Here is a 14,259-nt window from a genome sequence, read left to right on the forward strand (position 1 = left end):
GGATTATTCTTTTTCGCGCTGATACACAGAATCGGCTTCTTTTGCCTTGCGTTCGTTTTCTTTTAATTGCTGCTCGTTCATTTGCTGTTGCCAGAATTGAGACGCCTGATCGCGAAAGTGATTAAGTTGGCGAAACAGCTTTCCAAGATGTTCCGCCAGCATAGGCAATTTCCCTGGGCCAAACACAATGACGGCGACAATGGCAATGACCAGTAACTCTGCGCTGTTCATTAGTTCCTGCCGTCTTTGTCATCTGGTTTGTCTTCATCATTCATGGCTTTACGAAAGCTTTTAATAGCGCTGCCCAGGTCACTGCCTATATTTTTGAGTTTGTTAGTGCCAAACAAGGCAAGGATGATGAATAAAATGAGTAGTAATGACAAAGGACTGACGCCGCTTAAGCCCATATTAGCTCCTGTTTGTTCGATGAATTAAAGTAATTAAAGCCCCTCCGCAGGCAACCAGAAAGCTTGATAGCCCCAATTGTCGTGGATCCAGTAAACTAAAATAACTTAAAATGCCGATGGCTGCCAGACTTATAAAAATGCCTGTTCCCAACCCCCTGAACCAGAAACTTCTTTTTTGCGGCGGAGATAAATGATTGATCTGATACAGTGAGCGCATTTTTTCTTCTTTGCTAAGCATTAACACCTCGTGCATGAGACGAGGCAGCTGCGGAAGTTGTTCCGCATAGAAAGGAAGATTGTCTCTTAGTTGCTGCAGGAAGGCCCGCGGCCCCATTTGCTGCTTTATCCACTTTTCCAGAAAAGGTTTGGCTGTTGCCCAGAGATCCAGTTCAGGGTAGAGCTGGCGTCCTAATCCCTCAATTGCCAGTAATGTTTTTTGTAACAATACCAGTTGCGGCTGCACTTCCATTTGAAAACGCCGGGCCACCTGAAACAAACGAAGAACGACCTGGGCGAATGAGATGTCCTTGAGCGGTTTCTCAAAAATAGGCTCGCAAACAGTTCGCACGGCACTTTCAAATTCCTCTACCCGTGTATCTCTGGCAACCCATCCCGACTCCACATGCAACTGCGCAACCCGGCGATAATCGCGATTAAAAAAGGCGACCAGATTTTCAGCAAGATAGCGTTTGTCATTTTCATTCAGAGTGCCAATAATGCCAAAATCAATGCAGATGTACTGTGGATCATGAGGATGCTCATAGGAGACAAAAATATTGCCTGGATGCATATCGGCGTGAAAGAAACAATCTCTGAACACCTGGGTAAAGAAAATTTCAACCCCGCGTTCGGCCAGTTTTTTAATATCAACCTGGCTGGCTTGCAGAGTGGCGATATCAGCTACCGGTATACCGTGAATGCGTTCCATCACCATGATATTTTCACGGGTATAATCCCAGAATACTTCTGGAATATAGAGTAAGGGTGAGTTTTGAAAATTGCGCCGAAGTTGGCCGGCATTGGCGGCTTCGCGCTGCAGATCGAGCTCATCAATAAGATTGTGTTCAAATTCCTGAACGATTTCCCGCGGTTTCAAGCGCTTGCTATCCGCCCAGTAACGCTCAGCAAGATTGGCGATGGTATACATGATGCTCAAATCCTGCTGAATAATTTTCAGCATATTGGGTCTTAGGATTTTAACAACGACTTCTTCACCGGTTTTTAAACGGGCGGCATGGACTTGCGCCATTGAGGCGGATGCCAAAACATTGGTATCGAATTCGGCAAATACTTCAAAGGCGGAGCGCCCATAGGCGGCTTCGATGATCGATAATGCGGTTTTGCTGTCAAAAGGAGGCACATTGTCCTGCAGCTTGCAAAGCTCCAGCGCGATATCCGCTGGTAAAATATCCGGACGAGTTGAAAGCGCCTGACCAAATTTAATAAATATTGGCCCTAACTCCTCAAGGGTTTTGCGAATAGCCTCTCCACGGCTCAGTTTTTCCCTGCGAAACCAGTTCCAGGGGTTTAAATAGACAATAAAGCGGAATGGAGAAAAAAGACGAATGGAGACAATCACGCTGTCTAAACCATTGCGCGCCAGGATCGTATTGATATACAGAAGTCTAATCAGTTGCTTAACGGGTTTCATACACTTTTTTTAATAAATTGAGTTTGGCTTGCAGCCGTTCGACATCCAGATTTAACTGATCAACATCGTGAAAAAAATCATCGATTTCTTCCCGAGGCGGAAACAGACGGGCTTCCTCATGAAGATAATCATTTAAGTTGCTGCGTAAAGAATCCTCTACCCGATTTTTCAAATCCATTCCCTGGCGAAGAAAAGATCCTAACTGATAAGCAATCACATCCCCGGTAAAGCGCGCCAGATGTCCCTCCCAATCAATATCCAGTTCATCAAACAGTTTTTTTACTTTCTCGCCCAGTTCTATGTCGCCTGAAATGTGAATTTTGTCATTGAAAAGTGAGCGTGCCCTGGAGGCAGGAAGAAGGCTTAAACGGATCAGCCCCAGGGGCGAGCTGTGGATTAAAGTATCCGGCTTTTCATCACAATGATCCAATAGCTTAAGACGCCCCTCCTTAAATTCTATAAAAAATTTAATTCCCAGAGTATCTATGGAAATTTCAATGATTTTGCCATTGAGTTCAGCAATTTTACCCGGCATGGTATCATCAAGAGACAGAGCCAGGTTGATGGCTTTTTGTAACACTTTTAATGAATATTTCTTAATCATAAAATGCTCTCAATATTTATGGGCAATGTGCAAAGCAACAATACCTCCGCTCAGATTATGATAATGACAGTCTTCAAAACCGGCTTTTTCAATCTGCGTTTTCAATTCTTCCTGGTTGGGGTGCATGCGGATTGATTCCGCAAGATAGCGGTAGCTGCTGCTATCTTTAGCAAATAACTGGCCCAATTGCGGTAGAACATTAAAAGAATACCAATCATAAATGGATTTTAATCCGGGTAACACAGGCGTTGAAAATTCCAATACCATTAATTTGCCCCCCGGCTTGCAAACTCGAAACATCGATCGCAATGCCTCATCTTTATCGGTTACATTTCTCAAGCCAAAGCCGATACAAATACAGTGAAAACTGTTATCAACAAAGGGCAGCAGCTGGGCATTGGCCTGTGCATACTGTACGTTATGCAGCAATCCTTCGTTAATTAAACGTTTACGGCCTACTTCAAGCATAGCTGAATTAATATCAGCCAGTATGACCAAACCTTTATCGCCTACCTTTTGGCTTAGTAATCGGGTTAAATCGCCGCTTCCGCCCGCCAGATCCAATACCGTTTGTCCAGGCCGGACCTGACTGAGCTCGACAGTAAACCGTTTCCACAAGTGATGAATACCAAAAGACATAAGATTGTTCATGAGATCATAATTTTCAGCGACTGACTGAAAAACTTCCCTGACTTTCTTTTCTTTGTCTTCCCAGGCAACGGATTCAAAGCCGAAATGCGTTTTTTGATGCTTGCTCATGGTTTGTTCGATAAAAAAGAATGCACTATGTTAACCGATTCTGTATATAAATGAGTAGCTTTTTCGCTTCTGCCAAAACTTAAAAACACCCTCTATAAATAAGGATTTAATTCAAGGGGCGGTTACCTGCACAAGGCCAATAGGAAGATTATCTGGCACGATAGAAGAAAAAGTTCGTTTTTTAGTGTAATCTCCTGACTGAAAAATCTAAATCTTTTTGTGTATCTTTATTTATCTATGGAAAATTTTAATACGGTCAATGCGGTATATATTGGCAAGGCTGAGCGCTTGGCAGAGTTAAATAATGAGCTTGGCGGCGAAACCAGAATCATTGAAAATGTCGTGCTATCAACTCGTGCTATTAAGGCTTGTTTCGCTCTCGATACCTGGTTCAAACCGCAGATTCATCAGTTCACATCCATCAGCGAGGCGGTCAGATTATTAAAACAGGCAGGAAAATACTGGTACCTGCAACCTGCAAGCCATATCCGGCGCTCTCACTTGATTGCCGACCAATTGCGAAAGCTCCCTCCTTTACTGCGTTCCTTCCCTCTACAGGAGGAGATTCCATCAATCGGAGGTTTTTGTCTGCTTGATCAAAATACGCTCCTCTATAGCGTGGATCGTTTAAAACGCTGGCCCGCGGGTCACTGTTATTTCATAGAAGATAAGGTCAACCCTCCCAATCGTGCCTATTTGAAACTATGGGAAGCTTTGAGCCTGCTAGACCGATATCCAAAATCAGGGGAAAGTACTCTTGATTTGGGTTCCTCACCTGGAGGCTGGACCTATGTCATGCAATCGCTGGGAACGCAAGTGACGGCTGTAGATAAGGCTCCCCTTGAACCGCGAATTGCTGCCTTGCCAGGTGTCAGCTGCCTGAAGCAGAGTGCGTTTGCGCTTGAGCCTTCAAAACTGGAGAAGACCTACGACTGGGTATTGTCGGATATTGCCTGTTATCCAGACAGAGCATTGACGCTTATCAGAAAGTGGCTGGAGTCTGGTAAAGCGGGTCAAATGATTTTCACAATCAAATTGCAGGGTGAAACGGACTGGGCCACGCTTAAAGAATTGCGCGAGATTGAGGGCTCCTCGCTTATTAATTTGTTTTATAATAAGCATGAGGTGACTTTCTTCTACCCGGGGTTTAATTAAATAGCCCTCTGGCTCACTTCAGACGTTTAAGCGAAAGCAGGTAATGCTCCTCAATATCCTGTGGGGGCATGCCGCGCTGGGCTTGCCACAATGTTTCAGCTAAACATTCCATCATCAGGTGTTCTACCTGTAACTCATCCTGATGCCTGGTCATCAGTTGCTGATAAATAACCAGAATACCGGCTGGGCGATTAGTTGTAACCTGATCACGAATTGCCAGATGCATACCCAGATGCAGGAAAGGATTGCTTTGTCCCATTTCCGGAGTATAAGCTCTGGCCAGATTAGCCTGCGGGTCATCAAGAATGGCATGATATTCAGGATGCGAAAGAATGACATTCACTACTTGCTGCTCTAAAGCAGTCAATGCCTCTTGCTGACGGTATTTTCTCCAGCACTCAAAAAAAACTTGTCGCGTATCCTGAACATTATCCCCATAGAACATGGCATGCCTGCTTTAAGTCAAAATCGCGAGTCTACTGCACATTAGCAATCGGGTCTACGAATAGTGTAAATTACTGTACAGAAATGTTGACAATAGCACATTTGCTGTGAGATATTCCGTTTGCGAGGTTGGACTTGCTATGTGTCATTCCACTGGGTCAATTGGCGACACACTGATTGGCCCTTTCTAAATCAAAATCTTCCCCCCTTGAATAACAAATTTTTGATTATCTGTTGTAATTTTCCGCAATTTGAAATAAAAAAGAAGCTCGACTTGTTTTCAATGGATGGAGATTTATATGTCAGGCTACCCTTTAATAGGTTATTTTTTTTCTCAAGCTGCACCACCATCTCAGGGGCAACCAGCTGCGACCAGCTCTGAAATGATTCTCAGTCGCTTTACAAAGCCAGATCACGCATTCTCAGCTTCTTCAGAAGCAGATCGCAAAATATTAACTGAGCTCACTGACAAATTCAAAAAGCGACTTGAGGAATATCACTCCGCCAATGTCCTGGGCGTTATTTTACTATCGGCAACCGTGGGGCTTTACATTTCCTCGTATCTGTTCATTCCTGTATTTCTTTCCCTGTTTGCGGGAATGGGTGCCGGTTATGAGTTAAAATCAATAGGAGAAAGAGAGAGACTATATAAGCAGGCGCGTGCCGATCTCCTTGATGCTTACCAATGGGCCATGGGGGAAGATACCGGTGATCATTGCAATAAGATGAATTGTGATGAAGTAAGAGAGCTTATTTTTACGTTGGGTAATTATGTCCCTTCAGCAACCATTATCACCTGGAAGAATGCCGAGCCTCGCGGAACAGGCTTAGGCGCAATAGCAGCCGCTGTTTCAGCAGTTACATCGGTATTTACAACTACGGCTGAGCCTGATGAACAGCAGAAAAAACTGCAGGACTTTCTGGTATACCTTGCACAGAACCGCCATGTGGATACCTTGGCCTATCAAATTTATGGAGTGGATGCGAAGGGGATTGGGAAACTGGCCTGGGAAGCCATACAACCGGAACTTCAACGCAGAAAAGATAGCGCTGTCAATTATGCGCAGTCGGTATTTACGCCTAGTTGAATTAAGCCTTACTCCGACGTCCCTCGGCTTGTTCGAGGGATCCAGGAATCTCATGCCCAGGATTGGATCTCCGGATCCCTCGGACAAGCCGAGGAACGTAGGTAAATATCTTAAGTGCCATTAGGCCAAGGGCTCGACCTATTGTATCCTGCGCAAATCTAAGAAGTAATTAACTTCAAACCAATCACAATCATTAGAATGCCGCTGCCAAATTCAATCCGCCGCCATACTTTGGCGCGTGAAAGCACTTCAGAAAAGTAAAAGGTAGTAAAGGTTAATGAGCTGAACCAGATAAAGCTGGCGCTAAGAACCCCGAATAGAAATAGCAGTTTATGTTCCGGGAATTTAGCACTGCCGCCACCAATAATAACCAGGCTGTCGACTATGGCATGCGGGTTCAACAGACTGAAACCTAATGCGAGCAGTAAAATCTGCAGGCGGTTACTGACCTGGCTAACCTCTTGTTGAACCGCCGGAGCAGTCTTTAGCGCCTTTCTTACTGAAGTCAGCCCGTAATAAAACAGAAAAAGAGCGCCAAACCAGGTCACCCATATTCTTAAAGTGGGGTGGAGTTCAAGCGCCTGATTCAAACCAGCGATACTGGCGCAAATGAGAATAACATCACAGAAGAAACAAATGGTTGCCGACAGGACGGCGTGATGGCGCATGGCGCCCTGGCGAATTAAAAAAATATTCTGCGGGCCAAGGGCAGTAATCAGTGATAAGCCTAATAATAATCCATTGAGATAAATGGGCATAGTATTGGTAAAAAATTAAGGAGGGTTAATTATCGCTAATTTTGCACTATTATTAAACTGTTTTTTTGTGTTTTTCTTCGCTGCATCTTTCCCGAAGCTTTTCTGCTAATTTCAGTTGGCCGAACCGGTTTCTACATTATTTAACCAACTTGATCAATCATTATTTAATGGGCGATAGGCTTTGCTCAGATATCGTATTTTAGTGGCATATTTGCTGCGAAACACGATTGCAAGTTATAGTAGGAGAAGTATAAAATGCAAAACTAATTTTTCCTGCCTGAATGAACCCCGGTTAAGTGATTTAAGGAGGGAGCGTGCGCTCTTTGTTGAAGAATAATGCAAAAATAATAAGCTTTATATTGACCGCTGCAGTTTACAGCCCATGGGGTAATGCCGCTGACGTGCAAGCTGCGGCACAGGTGGCCATTCAGGCTGATAAGCCTGCTGCTCAACAAACCAGTTCAGTACCGCAGGAATCTCAACACAAGCAGATTCCAGAGATATTTATTGAAGGCTATTATCCGGAATATCCTCAAACCAAGGCAGCTGAAGGAGCACAGGCGGAATTAATCAAGCGTGGCGAATATCTTGCCAAAATGGGCGACTGCATCGCCTGCCATACCGATGTTAAAGGCAAAACTCCTGCTTTTGCCGGTGGTTTGGAAATTGATACGCCCTTCGGTAAGTTTTACAGCCCTAATATTACGCCGGATAAAGAGACCGGAATTGGAAACTGGACTGAAGCCGATTTTATTCGAGCTCTGAAGGATGGCCGCGATCCACAAGGGCGCAATTACTTCCCAGTATTTCCCTATATTTATTTCTCAAAGATTACCGATGACGATGCCAGGGCTCTTTATGCCTATTTCATGAGCATTCCAGCGGTCAATCAAAAAAATAAATCCCTGCCTTTCCCCTTTAACGTGCCGGGTGCACGCTTCAGCCTCTGGGGATGGAACCTGCTATTTTTCTTCCCTGAAGAAAATGAAATTCCTTATGATCCTGAAAAATCGCCTGCCTGGAATCGCGGACGGTATATCGTTGATGGTCTGGGGCATTGCAGTATGTGCCATACGCCGCTTAATGTCCTTGGCGCGCCTAAAAACCGCTATTATCTTACCGGTGGATTTGTCGATGGTTATTGGGCGCCCAATATCACCCGGCTTGGCCTGCGTTCAGCAAGTCATTATGAAGTCGCTGATGTCTTTAAATCTGGCGAACTGATTAACAAAGCCGGACCTGTAGCGGGTCCTATGGCTGAGGTTAACCATAATAGTCTCGGTTATCTGAACGAAGAGGATACTCTGGCTATTGCGACCTATCTGAAAACTGTTGAAAGTGCTGAAACACTGGGAGTAGCCCCCTCTGATGCCCAGCCATCACTGAAACGAGGCAAACAGGTTTATATTAACTCCTGTATCGTTTGTCATCAGGACGGCAAAATGGGTGCTCCTCTTAATGGCGATGGTAATAACTGGTATCAGCGCCTGAAAAGCAGCGGACTAACTGGGCTATATCGCCATGCTATTCATGGCTACAATAGCATGCCGGTGAAAGGCGCCTGCGTAACCTGCTCTGATAATGATATTATCTCAGCGACAGATTATATCCTCAATCAATCACTTTCCCGTTCACAATGGCAGGATTTAACCAACAGTGGCGGTGCCAAATATCCTTCCAACGGCAAAGATGTATACAATGAGAACTGCAGCGTATGCCATAAAGACGGTATTCAGGGCGCTCCAAAAATCGGGGACAAAGCCCTTTGGAAACCCATCATTCAAAAGAATATGGATGTGTTAATTGCGGAAATCCTCCATGGTGATGCGCATCCGAAGAATGGCGGCTGCAAACAATGTACTACTGATGAAATTATTGAGGCGATTAAGTACATGGTTAGTCAATCCAAAACAGAGGGTAACTACTCGCTCTGGTAGAGATGAGAGAATTTCAGCGGTGAAGTATATATAATCTTCACCGATCCAATTTTATGAATCGTTCATGACCCGGTGTCATGGCTATTAGCTGATGTGAGGAAAGGGGATGCAAAACAGGTTTCTGAATGTGAAACAAATCATTGCTCTGGCTGCAGGTCTTGGAATTGGCAGTAATGCCCTGGCCGCTGCGGATACCTGGCAGCTGAATATGTATAAGGGGGTTACCCCATTAAGCAAGGACATGTACTACCTGCATACCATTGCAATGGTGGTCTGTGCAATCATTGGTGTTGTAGTGTTCGGAGCGATGATTTATTCGCTGGTGCATCACCGTAAATCAAAGGGATATACCCCGGCTTCTTTTCATGACAATACCCGTCTGGAAATTCTATGGTCGATCATTCCCTTTCTAATTCTTGTCGGCCTGGCTATTCCAGCCACCAAAATTCTGATTGATCTGGAAGACTCCAGCGATTCGGATGTCACCATTAAAGTCGTCGGCTATCAGTGGAAATGGCAATATCAGTATCTGGATCAGGGAATCAGCTATTTCAGTAACATCGCCACGCCTTATCAGCAAATCCAGAATCAGGAGAAGAAAGGACAATGGTATTTGCTGGAAGTAGACAAGCCGCTGGTTATTCCAGTCCATAAAAAAGTTCGCTTTCTGGTAACAGCCAATGACGTAATTCATTCCTGGTGGGTTCCTGAATTGGGAATCAAGCGTGATGCCATACCTGGTTTTATGCATGAAGCCTGGGCGCGGGTTGAAAAACCTGGGATTTATCGCGGCCAATGTACGGAGCTTTGTGGGATTAACCATGCCTACATGCCGATCGTAGTGAAGGCAGTCACCGATGAAGAATTTGCCAAATGGGTAGAAGAGCAACCCAAGGTCGTTGATGAATACGCCGAAGGAGCTGGTGCTGCTGTCGAGCAAAAACCAATGACCCGCAAGGAATTGATGGATCTTGGAAAAACCAAATATGAGCAAATTTGTGCGGCTTGCCACAAATCTGACGGTAAAGGTATGCCACCCATGTTCCCACCCCTGAAGGGTAGTTCCGTTGCGGTTGGAAAACCTGTTTCACGGCACATCGGAATAGTGTTGAACGGTGTACCCGGCACTGCAATGCAGGCTTATAAAGACCAGTTAAGCGATGCCGAAATCGCTGCTGTGGTTACTTATGAGCGTAATGCCTGGGAAAATAATACGGATGACGATGTTCAGCCGGCTGATGTAAACAAGGTTCGACATGGCGAAGATCAGGAACCGACCAAGGTCAATAAAGCTCAAGCTGGAGGTTTACAATGAGTGAAGTAACAACACATCAGAATACACATGATGCTCATCTCCATGATCATGAGCACGATCATGGCCCCGAACAGGGCAAGGGCGTTATGGGTTTTATCAAGCGTTGGGTATTTACTACCAACCATAAAGACATTGGAACACTTTACCTGTTTCTGGCATTGATCAGTTTCTTTGTTGCTGGCGCTATGGCATTGGTGATTCGGGCGGAGCTTTTTCAGCCAGGACATCGTTTTGTTGATCCCAACTTCTTCAATCAGATGACTACCCTGCATGGGCTAATCATGCTGTTCGGTGTAGTGATGCCTGCGTTTACCGGCATGGCCAACTGGCAAATTCCGATGATGATTGGAGCACCGGATATGGCCTTACCCCGTTTGAACAACTGGAGTTTCTGGATATTGCCATTTGCCTTCGCATTATTGGGATCCACCATGTTTCATGCAGGCGGAGGTCCTAATTTTGGCTGGACCATGTATGCCCCATTATCCACCAAGTTTGCTCCACCAAGCACGGATTTCATGATTTTCGCCATCCATATGATGGGGCTTTCCTCTATTATGGGTTCAATTAACATCATTGCGACCATCTTCAACATGCGTGCTCCTGGCATGACTCTGATGAAAATGCCTATGTTCGTATGGACCTGGTTAATTACCGCTTTTCTACTAATTGCGATTATGCCGGTACTGGCAGGCGCGGTCACCATGATGCTGGCGGACCGCCATTTTGGCACCAGCTTTTTTGAGGCGGCTGGCGGCGGCGATCCGATTCTGTTCCAGCATGTATTCTGGTTCTTTGGTCATCCGGAAGTGTACGTATTGATTCTTCCTGCCTTTGGGGTTATTTCCGAAATCATTCCAACATTTAGTCGTAAGCCATTGTTTGGTTATCATTTTATGGTTTATGCAACGGTGAGTATTGCTCTCTTGTCATTCATCGTTTGGGTACATCACATGTTCACTACCGGAGTTCCTCTGGGTGCTGAGCTGTTTTTCATGTATACCACGATGCTTATTTCGGTCCCCACTGGAATTAAAGTGTTCAACTGGGTGAGCACCATGTTCAAAGGAGCCATGACCTTTGAAACCCCGATGCTTTTTGCCATTGCCTTCGTCTTTTTATTCACGATTGGCGGCTTTACCGGGTTAATGTTGTCTCTGGTTCCTGCGGATTACCAATATCAGGATACTTATTTCGTGGTAGGCCACTTCCATTACGTACTGGTTCCAGGTGCCATTTTCTCCTTAATGGCCGCTACTTATTATTGGATACCCAAGTGGACAGGCCACATGTATAACGAAACTTTGGGCAAATGGCATTTCTGGCTCTCGGCGATTTCAGTGAACATTGCCTTTTTCCCAATGCATTTCCTGGGCTTGGCTGGTATGCCGCGCCGGATTCCTGACTACGCCTTGCAGTTCACCAATTTTAATATGATTTCAACGATTGGGGCCTTTATTTTTGGCTTCTCTCAATTGCTATTCTTATACAATGTGATCGCGACCGTCAGAGGCGGTAAAAAAGTGGATGGCAAAGTATGGGAGGGGGCTCATGGTCTGGAGTGGACCTTGCCTTCACCGCCGCCCTATCATAGCTTCTCTGTTCCACCAACTATTAGCTAAGCGAATCAGCTGCAGAAGCAGCTGATATGCCGAACGACAACCATGAGGTATTAAATTTGGTTAAAAGTCATTTCAGGCTGGTGATACTGTTAACAGCGGTTGTGTTGTCCATGTTTGCATTCGGTTTTGCCCTGGTACCAATCTATAACAGCTTATGTAAAACTTTGGGAATTAACGGAAAAATCACCGGGCCTTCTGCACGTGTTGAGCCTTCTGAGCTAAAAGTTTCCAGGGAAAGAACGATAACTGTGGAATTTGTAGCCACGAATAATGGCAACTTGCGTTGGAAATTTTATCCGAAAACCACAAAAATCAAGATTCATCCGGGAGAAATTGCAAAGCTGGCGTTCTATGCTGAAAACCAGACCAACCATCGAATGACTGTACAGGCAATACCCAGTATAACACCAGGTATAGCAGCTAAATACCTAAAAAAAACGGAGTGTTTTTGTTTTGCTCAGCAAACCCTGAATGGACATGAGGCGATGGATATGCCCCTTTTATTCCATCTGGATCCAGAGTTGCCGGAGAATGTCAAAACAATCACCCTGGCTTATACATTGTTTGATGTATCAAACCGGGTTATAAATTAGAAAAAGAATTACGTAGAAATTACTAACAGGAGATAAAGAAATATGGGAGCGCACGGCACCTATTACGTCCCCCAACCAAGCCACTGGCCGCTTGTGGGTTCGATTGGCTTAACGACTACACTGGTGGGCGCTGCATCCTGGCTTCATCATGACTGGTATGGCCCTTATTTGTTTACTCTCGGTTTAATCATTATGATCACCATGATGGTTGGCTGGTTTGGTCAGGTAATCTATGAGAATCAGAAAGGATTGTATGATCTGCAAGTGGATCGTTCCTTTCGCTGGGGGATGTGCTGGTTTATTTTTTCCGAGGTCTGCTTTTTCGGGGCATTTTTCGGCGCGTTGTTTTTTACCCGCTTCTGGTCTGTTCCACTGCTTGGCGGTGAAATACATCCGATAACCCATTACACTTTGTGGGCAGATTTCAAAGCGACCTGGCCTTTGCTGCAGAATCCTAATAATCAGATATTTGCTGGTGCTCATGAAGCGATGGGAGCCTGGGGTTTGGCTGCGCTCAATACCCTCATCCTCTTAACTTCCGGGGTAACCATTACCTGGGCGCATTGGGCTTTAAAACTGAATAAGCGTCGTCAGCTGGTTATCGGTATGGCATTGACTGTTGCTTTAGGAATCCTCTTCCTCACGCTGCAGGGCTATGAGTATTATGAAGCCTACACAGAAAAGGGTTTAACCCTTGATGCAGGGATTTACGGCACCACCTTTTTCATGTTAACCGGCTTCCACGGCCTGCATGTAACCATTGGAACCATCATGTTGATTATCATCATGATCCGTTGCATTTATGGGCATTTCACTCCCGAACGTCATTTTGCTTTCGAGGCTGTGGCCTGGTATTGGCACTTTGTGGATGTCGTCTGGTTATTCCTGTTTATCTTTGTCTATTGGCTGTAAAACAGGTCGCCGTCATCTCGAACGCAGTGAGAGATCTCCCAAATTTGGTTTGTACTAGCATCCGGAGATCTCTCACTACGTTCGAGATGACATGGTATGGCACAGTTTGATAGATAATTGCTCGCATGTTATAATGCATGCACCCCTCTCACTGTTAAATCTCTATTATGGGTATCAAAGATCTGCTTAGTCCCATACACTATCCTCGTATAACCCATAAAAACTATGCTGTGTACAGAGATCTGCTAAGACGGGTCGTCGCCCTCATACCTGATGATCAGACAGAACTTGATTGGAGTGGAGAAGATTTATCATCGCTTTCATTAAGCTCCTGCGATTTACTGGTTGAATATCTACCCGCCCGTATTAAATCGCTTGATCTAAGAGAAGTTAACTTAAACCGATTACACCTGTTTAATATCCAGGAGCTGAATAAAATTATCAGCCTTAAGCGCAAGACTGGCGGCCGCTTTGAAGTATTAAAATTTTCACTGGAGGATCTGCAGCGTTTTTTTGCAGATTCCAGTTGGGAAGGAAGACAAAAAATTGCCAGTTTGAATGAAGCAATGGCTGAGGTACATGCAATTCACGTGATATCGGCTTCTAATGCCAAGGTATATCGATCCGCAGGGGAACTGCTCGATTTTCTTAGAACTCAACCGCGTCTACCCTCTGAAGAATTGCCTCGCTTTGAACATCCCCATGAAAACCTGCTCAAATTTATTTGTGAAGTCAGAACAAAAATAGACAGACTCAGACAGGCCAGATATTCGTTTTTCAACAGCGGCAAATTGCATAAGGCAGCAATGATTGAGGCGGCCCTGGAACGGGCAATAGAAAGCGAGATGGTTGATCTTGATCTGTTTGTCCGTGGAAAACATCAAGGTAGTGCCTATAGCCTATTCGATGCGCTTAATTACAACCGGCTTTGGGTTCAACGAGAGCACACCACCACGCTTCAGGAATTGCATGCAAGCAATCCGCTGTTTAACTTAATTCCATCAATCTGATAGT

Annotated in this window: 15 protein-coding genes; 8 read left to right on the plus strand and 7 right to left on the minus strand. The window is 45.0% G+C overall.

Features of this window, described 5'->3' with window-relative positions; genetic code table 11:
• Positions 1-3 precede the first annotated feature (3 nt).
• Genes E1O89_RS13385 through ubiE form a run of 5 tightly spaced genes read right to left on the minus strand, consistent with a single transcriptional unit; the run spans position 4 to position 3,421 of the window.
• Positions 4-231: a twin-arginine translocase TatA/TatE family subunit gene (locus E1O89_RS13385; RefSeq protein WP_133140586.1), complete on the minus strand. Its 228-nt coding sequence runs from the start codon at positions 229-231 to the stop codon at positions 4-6.
• Complete coding sequence (gene tatA, locus E1O89_RS13390; protein ID WP_133140587.1) at positions 231-407, minus strand: twin-arginine translocase TatA/TatE family subunit; 177 nt, start codon at positions 405-407, stop codon at positions 231-233. Before tatA ends, E1O89_RS13385 begins: the two co-directional genes overlap by 1 nt.
• Before the next feature lies 1 nt (position 408).
• Positions 409-2,058 carry a ubiquinone biosynthesis regulatory protein kinase UbiB gene (gene ubiB / locus E1O89_RS13395; protein WP_133140588.1) on the minus strand — a complete coding sequence of 550 codons (1,650 nt, stop codon included), beginning with the start codon at positions 2,056-2,058 and terminating at the stop codon, positions 409-411.
• A complete protein-coding gene (locus E1O89_RS13400; RefSeq protein ID WP_133140589.1) occupies positions 2,045-2,662 on the minus strand; it encodes an SCP2 domain-containing protein in 618 nt (205 codons plus the stop codon). The genes ubiB and E1O89_RS13400 overlap by 14 nt, the downstream gene beginning before the upstream one ends.
• Before the next feature lie 9 nt (positions 2,663-2,671).
• Entirely contained in the window at positions 2,672-3,421 is a 750-nt protein-coding gene (ubiE, locus tag E1O89_RS13405; RefSeq protein ID WP_133140590.1) for a bifunctional demethylmenaquinone methyltransferase/2-methoxy-6-polyprenyl-1,4-benzoquinol methylase UbiE, read from the minus strand.
• A gap of 237 nt (positions 3,422-3,658) precedes the next feature.
• Between ubiE and E1O89_RS13410 the strand changes: the two genes are divergently transcribed.
• Positions 3,659-4,576 carry an SAM-dependent methyltransferase gene (locus E1O89_RS13410; RefSeq protein WP_133140591.1) on the plus strand — a complete coding sequence of 306 codons (918 nt, stop codon included), beginning with the start codon at positions 3,659-3,661 and terminating at the stop codon, positions 4,574-4,576.
• A gap of 13 nt (positions 4,577-4,589) precedes the next feature.
• On the opposite strand, the gene E1O89_RS13415 is transcribed toward E1O89_RS13410, so the two are convergent.
• Positions 4,590-5,021: a DUF1841 family protein gene (locus tag E1O89_RS13415; protein ID WP_133140592.1), complete on the minus strand. Its 432-nt coding sequence runs from the start codon at positions 5,019-5,021 to the stop codon at positions 4,590-4,592.
• Between the two features lie 298 nt (positions 5,022-5,319).
• Between E1O89_RS13415 and E1O89_RS13420 the strand changes: the two genes are divergently transcribed.
• Positions 5,320-6,108 (plus strand): hypothetical protein, encoded by a 789-nt coding sequence (locus E1O89_RS13420; protein ID WP_133140593.1) that lies wholly within the window; start codon positions 5,320-5,322, stop codon positions 6,106-6,108.
• A 158-nt stretch (positions 6,109-6,266) separates the two neighbouring features.
• Here E1O89_RS13420 and E1O89_RS13425 read toward each other — a convergent pair whose 3' ends face one another.
• Positions 6,267-6,866, minus strand: coding sequence for a LysE/ArgO family amino acid transporter (locus tag E1O89_RS13425; protein WP_133140594.1), 600 nt, complete (start codon positions 6,864-6,866; stop codon positions 6,267-6,269).
• A gap of 491 nt (positions 6,867-7,357) precedes the next feature.
• Between E1O89_RS13425 and E1O89_RS13430 the strand changes: the two genes are divergently transcribed.
• The 6 genes from E1O89_RS13430 to E1O89_RS13455 all read left to right on the plus strand — a co-directional run bounded on the left by E1O89_RS13430 (position 7,358) and on the right by E1O89_RS13455 (position 14,255).
• Complete coding sequence (locus E1O89_RS13430) at positions 7,358-8,803, plus strand: c-type cytochrome (protein WP_133140640.1); 1,446 nt, start codon at positions 7,358-7,360, stop codon at positions 8,801-8,803.
• A gap of 106 nt (positions 8,804-8,909) precedes the next feature.
• Positions 8,910-10,118, plus strand: coding sequence for a cytochrome c oxidase subunit II (gene coxB / locus E1O89_RS13435; RefSeq protein WP_133140595.1), 1,209 nt, complete (start codon positions 8,910-8,912; stop codon positions 10,116-10,118).
• On the plus strand, positions 10,115-11,740 hold the full coding sequence (ctaD, locus tag E1O89_RS13440) for a cytochrome c oxidase subunit I (RefSeq protein WP_133140596.1): 1,626 nt from the start codon (positions 10,115-10,117) through the stop codon (positions 11,738-11,740). Before coxB ends, ctaD begins: the two co-directional genes overlap by 4 nt.
• Before the next feature lie 26 nt (positions 11,741-11,766).
• Positions 11,767-12,333 carry a cytochrome c oxidase assembly protein gene (locus E1O89_RS13445; RefSeq protein WP_112218741.1) on the plus strand — a complete coding sequence of 189 codons (567 nt, stop codon included), beginning with the start codon at positions 11,767-11,769 and terminating at the stop codon, positions 12,331-12,333.
• A gap of 42 nt (positions 12,334-12,375) precedes the next feature.
• Positions 12,376-13,245: a cytochrome c oxidase subunit 3 gene (locus E1O89_RS13450; RefSeq protein WP_112218740.1), complete on the plus strand. Its 870-nt coding sequence runs from the start codon at positions 12,376-12,378 to the stop codon at positions 13,243-13,245.
• Positions 13,246-13,412: 167 nt separating this feature from the next.
• The gene (locus E1O89_RS13455; RefSeq protein ID WP_133140597.1) at positions 13,413-14,255 is read left to right on the plus strand and encodes a hypothetical protein; all 843 of its coding nucleotides are present in this window, start codon (positions 13,413-13,415) and stop codon (positions 14,253-14,255) included.
• Positions 14,256-14,259: the final 4 nt, after the last annotated feature.

It is taken from the genome of Legionella genomosp. 1 (assembly GCF_900640215.1).
Lineage (GTDB): Bacteria > Pseudomonadota > Gammaproteobacteria > Legionellales > Legionellaceae > Legionella_C > Legionella_C quinlivanii_A.

Bases quoted from the DNA above. Each gene is read 5' to 3' on its own strand.
- E1O89_RS13385 (WP_133140586.1), bottom strand. From the start codon at position 231: ATGAACAGCGCAGAGTTACTGGTCATTGCCATTGTCGCCGTCATTGTG.
- tatA (WP_133140587.1), bottom strand. From the start codon at position 407: ATGGGCTTAAGCGGCGTCAGTCCTTTGTCATTACTACTCATTTTATTC.
- ubiB (WP_133140588.1), bottom strand. From the start codon at position 2,058: ATGAAACCCGTTAAGCAACTGATTAGACTTCTGTATATCAATACGATC.
- E1O89_RS13400 (WP_133140589.1), bottom strand. From the start codon at position 2,662: ATGATTAAGAAATATTCATTAAAAGTGTTACAAAAAGCCATCAACCTG.
- ubiE (WP_133140590.1), bottom strand. From the start codon at position 3,421: ATGAGCAAGCATCAAAAAACGCATTTCGGCTTTGAATCCGTTGCCTGG.
- E1O89_RS13410 (WP_133140591.1), top strand. From the start codon at position 3,659: ATGGAAAATTTTAATACGGTCAATGCGGTATATATTGGCAAGGCTGAG.
- E1O89_RS13415 (WP_133140592.1), bottom strand. From the start codon at position 5,021: ATGTTCTATGGGGATAATGTTCAGGATACGCGACAAGTTTTTTTTGAG.
- E1O89_RS13420 (WP_133140593.1), top strand. From the start codon at position 5,320: ATGTCAGGCTACCCTTTAATAGGTTATTTTTTTTCTCAAGCTGCACCA.
- E1O89_RS13425 (WP_133140594.1), bottom strand. From the start codon at position 6,866: ATGCCCATTTATCTCAATGGATTATTATTAGGCTTATCACTGATTACT.
- coxB (WP_133140595.1), top strand. From the start codon at position 8,910: ATGCAAAACAGGTTTCTGAATGTGAAACAAATCATTGCTCTGGCTGCA.
- ctaD (WP_133140596.1), top strand. From the start codon at position 10,115: ATGAGTGAAGTAACAACACATCAGAATACACATGATGCTCATCTCCAT.
- E1O89_RS13445 (WP_112218741.1), top strand. From the start codon at position 11,767: ATGCCGAACGACAACCATGAGGTATTAAATTTGGTTAAAAGTCATTTC.
- E1O89_RS13450 (WP_112218740.1), top strand. From the start codon at position 12,376: ATGGGAGCGCACGGCACCTATTACGTCCCCCAACCAAGCCACTGGCCG.
- E1O89_RS13455 (WP_133140597.1), top strand. From the start codon at position 13,413: ATGGGTATCAAAGATCTGCTTAGTCCCATACACTATCCTCGTATAACC.